Genomic DNA, 12,745 nt, shown 5'->3' with positions numbered 1-12,745 from the left:
AATAAAAACAGGTAGAGACAGTGAACATCACAGACACGCGAGTCCGCAGTATCCTGATCGCCGGCGTATTGTCGCTATCGTCTTACTCCGCCCAGGGCAATTCTTTCTATTCCTTTGGCGACAGCCTCACCGACAACGGCATTTCTGTGCGTGAATTTGGCGCAGCCATCGGCAACGCGCCTGGTCGCTACCCGGGCGCGGATGGGAAATTCACCAATGGCAGCACATGGGCCGAGGTCCTACCGGGCCTGTCCGGGCTGGCCTTCAGCGATACCAACGGTTATGCAATCGGCGGCGCAAAGAGCGGATATACCGGTTTTGACGACGCCTTGGTGGGGGCGCCCACCGGTTTTCTGACCCAAATAGAAAAGTTCAGCAGTGACGTGGTCAGTGGAAAAAAATCCTTGAGCAAAAATGACCTGATTGGCATCTGGATTGGCACCAACGATATTTTCGATGATGCGTCCCTCGCCGCATTGGATACCTACGTCAGCAATATAGAAACCGGCATCCGAACACTTCAGGCACTGGGCGCACATAACTTTGTGCTGATCGGTTCTGATGACGTCTCGTTATTGACAGACCCTTCGCTCGCGGCAGACCCGGCCCTTGAAGCGCTTTCAATTAGTGCCAAGACCTTCAACCAGCAATTGCTGGCGCTTAATATTTCCAACGTTAACATCTACTATTTCGATGTACTGAATTTACTAAAAAACACGGTAAGTGACCCCGCGAAATATGGTTTCACTCATATCACCAGCCTGGATAACTGCGAGGCCAACCAATGCGACACACTGTCCCTTGCGCAACAGAACACCTATTTAATGAAGGACAGCATTCATTACACCGATCGCTTTGAAAGGCTGATTGCGAGTTATATCGCCAATATCATCAATGCTCGAAACACCCTCAGCGTGCAATCGACCATGGTCGGTTCAGCAGGCAACCACTTTCTTCAGCCGCTGATCAGTCGATATGACCTGCGGGGTATCGATATTGAGGCGCGTAATCAGGCTTCACCCTGGACAGTTTTTATCAACGGTGGCGTCGCTAATGGGGCCGACCATTCGCAGATGCCCGGGCCTGGGCTCGACCCTGGAAAAGACACCTTCAAGAACAACGCCATCAGTATCGGAGTCGACTACCGACTCTCAAGTGAATGGACGCTCGGCGCGGCTCTTAACTACTCAGATATTGAATCGAGGCAAGCAAGCAAAGGTGGCAGCAACACCGCATTGCAGATGGGCCAAGCCGCGGTCATGGCGAGCTTTGCCGCACAAGGGACATTTATCAACATGGGGTTGGCCTATGGCGCCGGCCAGTTCGATATCTCACGGGCAGGCGTGTTCGACAACTTGGCTGCCTCACCCGATGCCAATGTGCTGAGTGCCGCAGTACGTGCCGGACAATGGTTTCGCTTTGAGTCCGTTGAGTTGGCCCCGGTGGTCGGCTTGGATTACTGGCGTAGCAGGATCAGTGGCTACACTGAGCAAGGCGATTCGCTGCTGCGCATGGGCGTGCGCGGCCAGCAATACGAACAGCTGAACGCCAGCCTTGGGGGGCAGATCGGCAAGCGCGTCAACAGCCACGGGGTATCCGTTGAGTCACTGCTGCGCCTTACCGCAGAGCAGGCCCTTACCGACAGTCATCGAACCCTTGAAAGCTATCAGCGCAACGCGCCTAATTTCAACATCAAAACACCTGTCAACGGGGCGAACGAAAGACCGTTCGGGCGGCTGAGCGCGCAAGTCGATATCCATCTGCCATCAGGATGGGGCTTGAACTTGAATGCGATGGGTACCTTCGGCAACCAGCAGGATGATCGCTCGATAATGGCTGGCTTTAGCTACGATCTCTGACGCAGGCAATGGACTTTCCGACTGGCGATCAGTGTGCATTAGCCCTACATTAGGGCCGATTACAGCCCGAGGAGCCTTCATGACACCCCCACAGGACAAAGGCACCACCTCCATTGCCCTGGTGCATGAAGCGTTGCATAGCGCCCGACACAGGTGTCTTGACCTGTCCGTGGCCCTGGCCAACGCAGAGATAGACCCCCTGTTGCTCGACGCGCCAAAAGCCCGGGTGTCGGCGACCGCCTTCGCCCGTCTGTGGGTGGAGTTGGCCGACCTGCTGGACGACGAATTCTTCGGCATCGACAGTCATCCCATGCGCCGCGGCAGCTTCAAGCTGATGTGCCAGGCGCTGCTCGACTGCACCACTCTAGGCCATGCTTTGCACAGAATGCTGGCGTTTCTGAGGCTGGTCCTGGATGACGTGCATGGCGAACTCGTGGTCAAGGACGAGAAGGCGTTTATCGTTTTGCATGACAAGGGCGTACTACGCCGCCTATTTGCCTACGGCACCTGGTTTATCCTCGTACATGGGCTTTCCTGCTGGCTGGTCAACCAGCGTATTCCCGTGCACAAATTGAGCTTTCGCGCGCCCAAGCCCGCGGATCAAAGCGATTACCGCATGCGCTTCTGCGAAGACATCGACTACGACGCCTCTACAACCTGGATCAGCTTCGACAAAAAATGCCTGGATATGAAAATCAGCCAGTCGGGCGCCACCTTGGGCCCGTTTCTCAAGGAAACGCCTGCCAGCCTGCTGGTCAGATACCGCAACGACGACAGTCTCAGCGCACAGATACGACGTTACCTCCGGGGTTTGGCCCCGGAGTGCTGGCCCGAACGCGATGACCTCGCCGGGGTGCTGCATATGTCCAACTCCACATTGCAGCGCCGCTTACAAGCCGAAGGCACGCATTACCAAAACCTCAAGGACGACCTGCGCCGCGACATGGCGATTGACCTGCTCTCCCGTGGCGAAATGACGGTCACACAGGTCGCGACCGCCACCGGTTTCCAGGAAACCAGCGCTTTTCACCGCGCGTTCAAGAAGTGGACCGGTGTGAGCCCCGGGGCGTATCGACGCGGTCAGCTCGACGAATAGCCCCCCTTTCACATTCCCCCCCTTTATCACCCCTTGAATGCCCAAACAGCTCACGCACATTGATGCGCCCAGGCATGGGCGACACGCGGACGCCTTCCTAGAATGTGGCGAAGTGGACTTCACCAACAACAATAAAATTGAAGGAGACACGCCATGCCACCAGTGAACGTCTATACGCTCGCAGGCGAATCAACATTCAACGGGTTCCACCGGCTTATTCTGTTCTGGTGTGTGCTGATCCTGATAATCGATGGGTATGACCTCGCCGTGGTCGGTGCCGCATTGCCCGCCATCATGCAGGACATGGGCATTGACGCAACCAGTGCAGGGGTCATGGCCGGTTCGGCGCTGCTGGGTACGATGCTCGGCGCAATCTTCCTGGGCACCTTGGCAGACCGCATCGGCCGACCGAAGATGATCGCCATCTGCGTCGCGCTGTTTAGCCTGTTTACCGCTGCAGCGGGGCTGACCAGCGACCCCTTCAGCTTCAGTGTTTCGCGCTTCATTGCCGGCCTCGGCATTGGCGGCGTACTACCGATTGTCACCGCACAGATGGGCGAGTTTTCGCCGGCCAGGCTGCGCACGCGCCTTGTCACCCTGGTGTTTGCCGGATACTCAGTGGGCGGCATTCTGGTTGCACTCACCGGTAAGCACCTGATCGAGAGCCATGGCTGGCAGTCGGTGTTCTTTGTGGCAGGGCTGCCGGTACTGCTGATTCCGCTGATTTTGAAGATGATGCCGGAGTCCATGGCGTACCTGCTCAAACAAGGCCGCCAGGCTGAGCTGCGCGGTATTGTGCTGCGAATCAACCCCACGCTTGAGCTGAGCGATGAGACGCTGCTGGCCGGTCATCCGGCAGAGGCCAAGGCCGCCCTCGATAGCCCGATCAAAGGCCTGTTCAGCGAAGGGCGCGGTTTCAGTACCCTGATGATATGGGCGGCGTTCATGACCGGACTCTTCATGGTCTACGCGCTCAACTCCTGGCTGACCAAATTGATGGCGATGTCCGGCCACAGTCTTGGCTCGGCATTGAACTTCGTCATTGTGTTCAACGTTGGGGCGATTGTGGGTGCGATCGGCGGCGGTTGGCTGAGCGACAAGCTCAATATCAAGCATGTGCTGATTGCGTTTTATGTCGTCGGTGCACTGGCGCTCACTGCGATGGCCTTTACTCGCTCCACCGAATTGCTGTTTGTGGTGGTGTTCATTGTCGGCGCCTCGACGCTGGGTACGCAGTTGATTGCCTACGCCTATGCCGGGGATTTCTACCCAACTCCAATCCGTTCAACAGGCGTAGGGTTCGCATCGGGGGTTGGCCGAGTCGGCGCAATCATCGCCCCGGTGCTGATCGGCTGGCTGGTGTCACTGGCCCTGCCCCTTGAGCAAAATTTCATGGTGATCGCGTTGGCGGGTCTGCTTGGCGCGCTGGCGGTTACCTTTGTCAATCAGTCACGGGCCGACTCACAAAGGGTCAGCAAGTTAACGGCACTCACGCGCTGAACCCCGTCCGAACTGAGCCATGTAAAGGAGGTACACCTTGGACCGCTTGTCACCACCGCCGCTGTCTGCGCTGCAACTGCAGCGCACTGTTGACTGGACTATCAGCTCACGTCGCAGTGTCAGGGCGTTTCTTCCGACGGCCGTGGCCCATGAGGAAATCGAGGCCATTCTGGATATCGCACGCTTCAGTGCCTCAGGCGTGAATATGCAACCGTGGCGGGTGCACGTGGTGACCGGTGACGCCAAGGAGCAGCTGTCGCAGGCCATCGCCGCTGTCGATAACGACCCGCAACTCAGTCGCGACATGCAGGACCCCTACGAATACTACCCGCGCGAATGGACCACGCCTTATCTGGATCGCCGACGCAAGGTGGGTTGGGACCTCTACGGGTTGCTGGGGATTGCCAAGCACGAAAAGCAGCGTATGCACCAACAGCACGGGCGCAACTACCGTTTCTTCGATGCCCCGGTTGGCCTGCTGTTTACCGTCGACAAGGTATTGGAGCAAGGCAGCTTGCTGGACTATGGCATGTTTTTGCAAAGCGTCATGCTGGCCGCGCTCGGGCGCGGTTTGCACACCTGCCCGCAGGCGGCGTTTCTCAAGTACCACCCGGTTATCGCGCAGACGCTGAACATTCCCGCCGACCAGATGCTGGTGTGTGGCATGAGCCTGGGCTATGCCGACCCCCAGGCGATTGAAAACACGCTGGTCACCGCACGGGAACCGGTCAGCGCTTTCGCTGTTTTTCACAATAATAATAAGGAGACCTGCCCATGATCAGTGGACTTGAGCACAACCCGGCCAACCATGTGCCCTTGACCCCCGTGGGGTTCCTGGACCGTGCTGCGCTGGTTCATCCGGAACGTATTGCGATCATTCACGGCGACGTGCGGCGCACGTGGGCACACACGCGAGAACGCTGTTATCGCCTCGCTTCAGCGCTAGTCAGCCGGGGCGTACAACCGGGTGAGACAGTGTCAATCCTCTCGCCGAATACCCCGGCAATGATCGAGGCCCACTTCGGCATTCCGCTGAGCGGTGCCATTCTCAATACCATCAACCATCGCTTGGACGCTGACGGCATTGCGTTCATCTTGCAGCACAGCGAGTGCAGGTTGTTATTGGTCGATTGCGAGTTCATGGCCGTGGCAGGCGCGGCACTGTCCAAGCTTGAGCGGCCGCCGGCCATCGTGATGATTCGCGATCACCTGGCCACCCCCTGGACAGGCGCGCAGGCACCGGACTATGAAAGCCTGCTCACGCAAGGCGACCCGCAGTTTGAAGGCGTAAGGCCCGCAACCGAGTGGCAGCCCATCGCGCTAAACTACACCTCAGGCACCACCGGCGATCCCAAAGGCGTGGTGGTCAGCCACCGTGGCACGTACCTGATGAGCCTGCTGCAAATGACCAACTGGCCGCTGCCGCAAACACCACGGTATTTGTGGACGCTGCCGATGTTCCATGCCAACGGCTGGTGCTTCACCTGGGCGATTACCGCTGCGGCAGGCACTCATATTTGCCTGCGCAAAGTCACCGCCGAGGCGGTGCTGGACGCCATCGCCGAGCACCACGCCGACCATTTCTGCGCGGCACCAACGGTGATGGCGATGATTGCCAATACGCCAGCGCCGCCGCCATTACCGCACCCGGTTCGGGTGTTGACCGCCGGCTCGCCGCCTCCGGCCTCCGTGCTGGACGCGGTAGTGGCCATGGGTTTCCAGGTGGATCACGTGTACGGCATCACGGAAGTGGCGGGCACGCCCATCAGTTGCGTCTGGCAAGACGGTTGGGACCAACTCGACGCGACCGACAAAGCCCGGCTGCGCGTCAGGCAAGGCGCTCGGGCGGCGGCATTCGAGGGTTTGATGGTGGCCGACGGCGAAACCCTTGAACCTGTCCCCCACGATGGCCAGACCACCGGTGAGCTGTTGCTGCGTGGCAACACCGTGATGATGGGCTACCTGAAAAACCCCTCAGCTACGCAAAAAGCTTTTGAAGGCGGGTGGTTTCACACGGGAGATGTCGCCGTGGTACATCCCGACGGCTACCTGCAGATCACCGACCGCTGCAAAGACGTGATTATCTCTGGGGGCGAAAATATTTCTTCAGTGGAAATCGAAGACATCCTCCACGGCCACGCATCGGTGCTGCACGCCGCCGTAGTGGCGCAGCCGGATAACAAATGGGGCGAAGTACCCTGCGCCTTCATCGAGTTGAAAAGCCAGGCACCGGTGCCGAGCGAAGCGGAACTGATCGCTTATTGCCAGGCACGACTGGCGCGCTACAAGTGCCCTAGCCGGGTGATATTTGGGGAAGTGCCCAAAACGGCAACTGGAAAAATCCAGAAGTTCATCCTACGCCAACTGGCCGGTAGCCAAGAGGCGATCACCCGCTTGGCTTCCGCCGGCTGACCCCGCCTCAGCTTCCAAACACTGTCCATATTGCGCAGCGCGCGCCGGATGCGCCTTGGGGGAGCCGTGCGCGCTGAAAACACCAAAAACAACAACAAAAGGTGCATAAGACATGCTTATGGACTCATGGAGCTGCAGACTGTAGTGATCCGAGTATCACTGGTGAGAACGTGAAGCTCAGGAACCTGAATACCCTCTCTCTGCAGTTCGTCCATTGCCCTCAGCGCGAGCGCCACAGTGACCGAACTGTCCTTGCCGAAACTGCAGGCGATCACGCAACGCCTCCCGTCCAAGATCTGCTGCTTGATAACCGCGATAGCATCATCAACTTTTCGTCAAATGGAAGCTCCGCGGTAGGCGCTTTGACCGGTGCAGCATCATGGAAGAGGGTGGCGGGGATCAATTGCATGGTGGCGGCTCAGTGATGAAAGTACACTTTAAACATATCGGCAAATCCTAATTCGCAACGACTAGGTGATGCCCTCACTGAGTCGTTCCACCACTCATGTTCAAAAGGTGCTTTTTGACAACCATTACCTGGGATAAGAAGATTCTCTGCGCAGATACGCTTGTAAGTTTCGACACTGCTGCCTTGACTGCAATGTCGAACGCCCGCGGTTGGGAGATAAAGAGCAAGCTGTTTACGCCAGGCAAAGTAGTCATGTTTGAGGGGGCGCCAATTATAGCCGTGGGAGCCGCCGGCAACGGGGCCGCAGGAAACAGTCTCAGAGATTGGCTGTTTGACCAGAATCTGAAACCCGGTTATTACCCCAGACCTTCCGCCCCTCTACGCAACGACCTCATACGGCAAGCACAAATATCTCAAGTGCTTGTGGCAGAGGATTCTTGGCTGTTTGTTCTCACTGAAACCCACTGTTGGCATGTGACCTCTGTCATTGGCATTCAGCCGAGCGTTGATGACGTAACGACGAACTCAACAGCGATCGGCCTCGGTGCAAAATATGCTCGACCCTGCCTGGCCAAAGGACTGGATGGCGTTAACGCTATCATTGAAGCCGCTAAGCACACCGACTCAGAAACTAACTTCAAAATCGAAAGCGTTCAGCACAAGCCCGGTTCGCAGATCAAACTTGAGCTCCGATCGCTAACCACCTTGAAGGATCCAGTGCGCAAAAATCGAGTACTGGCATGCGTCTTGGGAACCGCTGGCCATCTCCTAACTGCCATTTGCGGGGTCTCCCTACTGGCGGGCGGATTTGAGGGACTGACCCGCTTACTGTGGGTTGCCGCCTTAATGCTTGGGGTGATGGTGTCGGGTTGGTCGATGTTGACCTCTTTTAGATCGAAGCGAGCCCCTTTCTACACCTTGGGTGCTCTGATTTTGATGCTGGCGCCTTTGGCGATCCCAGAAACAGAAGCCTTCATCGTTGCCAACAACCTCGAATCGTTGATTGTCCTTCCGTGGTTAGCATTTGCGGTGCTATACCTTCCCACGCAAAGATTTCCGGCATTAATGAATCCCTTGATTGCTTCCTACATTGTTTCTGTACTATCTGTGATTGCAGTGTTGGTAGCCGTGGTGGGGTTCAACGACCCTCCCTACAATTGGGCCGAGGCATTTGTGGGTTTCCTGGGCGTCGGGGTTGGATTCTCTATTGTCTGGCTTTGCGCCAGGCATATCGAAAGCAACGAAAGGCGGTTTTGGCATCTATTTGATCTGTGACCTTGCCGAGGGTATCCCTCGGCTTAACACGAGCTGCATAGCTGCTCGACACGTAATCGCACCCTGAGTACGGTACGTGCGCAGCAACTCCTCCCTAAACCGGCTACCACCGTTATCATCACAGCAGATGACGTCACCATTTTGCGGGAGAAATAACAGTGCCAACCGATCTGGAGGGGCGCGTAGCGCTCAAAGAACTGATTGAGAAATACCTCCAGGGAAGAGATCCCGATTGCGACGGTCTGATCGAAGTTGTTCAGGATCCCTCGCGGCAAGTTCCGATTAGGAGTGTGCTTGAAGGACATTAGACGGTACAACAAGGCCCAGTACACGCAGCAGGAGCTAGATCTGATCGACGACCTTTTGTACATGTATGGGTGATACAGAACGTGCTGGTAGAGGGCAAATGGTTGGATAAGAACTGAATCGCGTTTGGTTTCGTAGACACTTCCAAGCCCAGCAAACCAATTACGTGGATACAAATATTAGGTCGAACACAGCCGATCGGAGTTGCTGTTCTCGACCGAGAGCGGACTAGCTGGTCCTTGATGAGCCTTGCCCTCTCCCACCCAGATCCGATGAGGAGTAACACTGAAAGCCATCGACGACCACCCTAGCCCGCCTCAGAGATCGCCAATCTCGATCGCCCACGTATCCCGCTCTAGTGGGGGCCAAACTGGGGGCACATTTGAATTTTATCCGACTGAAAACACCGTCCTAGAGCCAAGTCCAAATGTTTTTTGGCTTGCCTGAAAGTCTGTAAGCCTCTTAGGACAGGCAGTTCTTCTGATCATTTTTGCCTTTCCACAAACCATGGAGCTCCATTCACCTCCATGCGATCGCTATAATGGGGGCATATCTGAGGGCATGCTTTGGATGGTTTGAAATGGATGCCCCCAACCTAAGGTTCGACAGCCCCTTCTCGGAAAAGTCATACGCTACTGCTCGCAACCACCATCGCACGAACTGTTTTGATCAGTAGCAATAGAGTGTAGGCTCTACTCTACTAGTCTCGATGTCTGTTCTAAATCGATTGTCGTAAGCAGTGATGGCAGCTTTGGGTCGACATGAGTCAGTCGCCGTAGATGGCAGTCTAGCGATGCCGTTCAGTCGGCACAGGCAATGAGCGCGGAAATAATCCAGAGCTAAGTTAGACCTGCTTCCAGAGCATACTGATCCACGATGTCGCCAGACTCGAAAATTCCTGTCTCTACGATTTTTTCTAGAGCATTTTCGATGTCCTGAAAACCCAATCTGACATTTTTACACACTCTGGCCCGTTAGCGACCGTACCGAGTGACATTTGCACACGATCAAAGCGGAATACTTTGGGCCATAACCCATTGAAACTACTTGTTATAGTCATGGAATTGAAACAGTCAACTGTAACAAGTCCATGAGTTCGAATCCCACCGCCTCATCCGTATTTGATACGACAAAGCCATGATTATTCAGGGCTTTGTCGTTTGTGAGGTACGCGATTGTAATCGCGGATTTCGTAAATCCTTTCCGCATGATTTGTTCGGTTTCCGCAACCAAAACTAACAACCGTGTCTACAGGATCGCTCGGTTGATCTTAATTGGAGGGTCGAATTTAACCGATTGGCATATCACGCCATAGACCTGACGGAACGAATACGATGCCGCTGATTAAAAGTCTGGCGGTGCGCATCAACCCGCAGCCCGCTATTTTCCCATCCTTTAACCGTACTTCAACAGTAAACTCGCCCGTCGGGTGTTCGATCGACAAGCGCTTCATATCACCTTCCTCCACAACTGCCATGCCCTCCGCAACACTGCCTTCAATTAGGCTGGCAGCAGCTACACTGACGGCGCCAAACACACCAATGCTGGTGTGGCATCGATGGGGAATGAAACTGCGTGTGCTGATGGCCCCACCTATTTGCGGTGGTGCAATCAAGCACATCTTCGGCACGTTGCGCTGGCTCACATCTCCCAGGTTCATACGTCGCCCCGCTTGCAGTCGAATGGACTCCAGACGCTGTTTCAGTGAAGCATTGACGTCGAGTTGCGCAGGACTCTCATAGCCACTGCAACCAAGCTCTTGCGCGTTGATCAGCACTACGGGCATGCCGTTATCGATGCAGGTCACTTCAACGCCGTCGATCACGTCCCGGGCGCTGCCGGTCGGCAACAGGGCGCCGCAACTGGCGCCAGCGATATCCTTGAATTCGACAATCAATGGTGCGGCCTGTCCTGGCACGCCGTCGATACGCGCGTCGCCGTCATAGCGCACCTCACCATCAGAGGTTGGTACATGGGCGATGGCGATCTGTCCGGTGTTTTCCATGTAGATCCGCACTGGGGTGACGTCGGCTATCGCCGCCACCAACCCGCGCTCGATGGCGAACGGGCCGACACCGGCGAGGATGTTTCCGCAGTTCTGACCGTAATCGATGCGCGGCTCATCCACCAGCACCTGGGCGAAAAGGTAATCGACATCTGCACCCGCGCGGCTTGACGGTCTGATGATCGCCACTTTGCTGGTCAGTGAATCACCACCGCCAATGCCGTCGATCTGCCGCGCATCCGGCGAGCCCATCACCGCCAGCAACACGCGGTCTCGCAGCGCAGGCTCTTGCGGTAAATCGTCGGCCAGAAAGTAAGCGCCTTTCGACGTACCGCCGCGCATCAACAGACAGGGAATGCGGGTCTGCGCCATGCTCAGTCTCCCAGCTCTTCAAGATTGTCGACGTAACGCAAACCCTTTTCCGCCAAGCGCGCGCGCATGTTGTAGATGTCCAGACCCAGTTCGCCCTTGGCCAAGCGCAAGGCCTTCTGTTCCTCCAGGTCGGCCCGGGCGCGACTGGCTTCGACGACTTGCTGCACCTCGGTACGTCGCACGATCACAACACCATCGTCATCCGCAACCACCACATCACCCGGGTGCACCAGTTGCCCGCCGCACACCAGCGGCAGGTTGACCGAGCCCAGGGTTTCTTTGATTGTGCCTTGGGGGCTGATGGCGCGGGACCAGACCGGGAAGCCCATTTCGCGCAGGGTGTGGGTGTCGCGCACGCCCGCATCAATTACCAGCGCCCGAACGCCGTGAGCCTTGAGCGAGGTGGCCAAAAGGTCGCCGAAGTAGCCGTCTGTGCAAGGTGAACTCGGCGCAACCACCAGAATATCACCGGGCCGGCATTGTTCGACGGCCACATGGAACATCCAGTTGTCGCCCGGAGCGACGAGTACCGTGATGGCTGAACCACTGATTACCGAGCCTTGTTGAATTGGTCTGATCGAAGCCGCGAACAGTCCTTTGCGGCCTTGTGCTTCATGAATAGTCGCCACCCCGAAGCGATTCAATTCATCGACCAGCGCCGCTTCGGCCCGCTGAATATTGCGCACGACAACGCCAGTCTTGCCGATATGTTCGCTCATCCCAGATTCTCCGTGACACGCGGGAAAATACTCTGATAACCCTCGCCATAGACGATGTTGCGGGTTGAGGTGATCCCGACATTACGTTTGGCTTGCACACCGCGCTGCAGGGCAACGCGCGTGTAGTACTCCCACAAATGTTCCTGACCGGCCATGCACTGGATGGCCGCGTACTTCTTGTCCCAGACCTCCGTGATGTCGAGCAATACATCGGGGCGCCATTCGCATTGCTCGGGCTGGTGCGGCTCGAAACTGTAGACCGGCGGTGCGCCGACGATTTTCTCACCCGGTTTATAGCCTTCGGCCTGGGCGATGATGCGCGCCTCCTGCGTCAGGTTCATGGCCAGCGGGTGATCGTAGTTGTACGGGTCCTTGAGCGAGTGACTGAGGACGAACTCCGGTTGCACCCGGCGGAACACATCGGCAAGGCGGAACAAGGTTTCCTTGTCGGCGCGCATCGGGTAATCGCCGATATCGAAGAACTCGACACTGGCCCCGAGAATATCGGCGGCGGCCTGAGCCTCTTCGCGACGTGCGGCTTTGACCTTGTCTTCGCTCATCTCGCCCTTGCGCCACAGCTTGGCGGATTCGCCGCGCTCACCGAACGACAGGCAGACAATGTGAACGTGGTAACCCTGCTGGGCATGCAGAGCGATGGCGCCACCGGCACGCCAGACAAAATCGGCTGAGTGGGCGCTGACGACCAGCGCGTTTTTGGTTGAATCGATCATTGCGGATTCTCCTTTAGCGTTGCGAAAGAGCATCGCATCGCACCCCGCCGACGGAGTAATG

Annotated in this window: 9 protein-coding genes; 6 read left to right on the top strand and 3 right to left on the bottom strand. The window is 56.8% G+C overall.

What is annotated here, in order from left to right:
- The first annotated feature begins 20 nt into the window (after positions 1–20).
- The 6 genes from AC07SU_RS10310 (at position 21) to AC07SU_RS10285 (ending at position 8,551) form a co-directional block, all read left to right on the top strand.
- The gene (locus AC07SU_RS10310; RefSeq protein WP_101270068.1) at positions 21–1,859 is read left to right on the top strand and encodes an autotransporter domain-containing protein; all 1,839 of its coding nucleotides are present in this window, start codon (positions 21–23) and stop codon (positions 1,857–1,859) included.
- 79 nt (positions 1,860–1,938) lie between these two features.
- Entirely contained in the window at positions 1,939–2,955 is a 1,017-nt protein-coding gene (locus AC07SU_RS10305; RefSeq protein WP_101270066.1) for an AraC family transcriptional regulator, read from the top strand.
- A 153-nt stretch (positions 2,956–3,108) separates the two neighbouring features.
- Positions 3,109–4,455 carry an MFS transporter gene (locus AC07SU_RS10300; protein WP_106803958.1) on the top strand — a complete coding sequence of 449 codons (1,347 nt, stop codon included), beginning with the start codon at positions 3,109–3,111 and terminating at the stop codon, positions 4,453–4,455.
- A gap of 37 nt (positions 4,456–4,492) precedes the next feature.
- Positions 4,493–5,233, top strand: coding sequence for a nitroreductase (locus tag AC07SU_RS10295; protein WP_101270062.1), 741 nt, complete (start codon positions 4,493–4,495; stop codon positions 5,231–5,233).
- Positions 5,230–6,867, top strand: a complete 1,638-nt coding sequence (locus AC07SU_RS10290) for an AMP-binding protein (protein ID WP_101270060.1) — start codon at positions 5,230–5,232, stop codon at positions 6,865–6,867. Before AC07SU_RS10295 ends, AC07SU_RS10290 begins: the two co-directional genes overlap by 4 nt.
- 523 nt (positions 6,868–7,390) lie before the next feature.
- Entirely contained in the window at positions 7,391–8,551 is a 1,161-nt protein-coding gene (locus AC07SU_RS10285; RefSeq protein ID WP_157832159.1) for a hypothetical protein, read from the top strand.
- Between the two features lie 1,594 nt (positions 8,552–10,145).
- Here the strand turns inward: AC07SU_RS10285 and AC07SU_RS10280 are convergent.
- From AC07SU_RS10280 to galB, 3 genes are read right to left on the bottom strand one after another with little or no spacing between them, the layout of a single operon-like run.
- Positions 10,146–11,234: a 4-oxalomesaconate tautomerase gene (locus tag AC07SU_RS10280; protein WP_101270055.1), complete on the bottom strand. Its 1,089-nt coding sequence runs from the start codon at positions 11,232–11,234 to the stop codon at positions 10,146–10,148.
- 2 nt (positions 11,235–11,236) lie between these two features.
- Positions 11,237–11,953, bottom strand: coding sequence for a 4-carboxy-4-hydroxy-2-oxoadipate aldolase/oxaloacetate decarboxylase (locus tag AC07SU_RS10275; protein WP_041064221.1), 717 nt, complete (start codon positions 11,951–11,953; stop codon positions 11,237–11,239).
- Positions 11,950–12,684, bottom strand: coding sequence for a 4-oxalmesaconate hydratase (gene galB / locus AC07SU_RS10270; protein WP_041064224.1), 735 nt, complete (start codon positions 12,682–12,684; stop codon positions 11,950–11,952). The genes AC07SU_RS10275 and galB overlap by 4 nt, the downstream gene beginning before the upstream one ends.
- Positions 12,685–12,745: the final 61 nt, after the last annotated feature.

The organism is Pseudomonas sp. GW821-FHT05H12 (genome assembly GCF_059419385.1).
The sequence above is the reverse complement of the archived record's forward strand: the minus strand, read 5'-3'. Positions and strand labels throughout refer to the sequence as shown.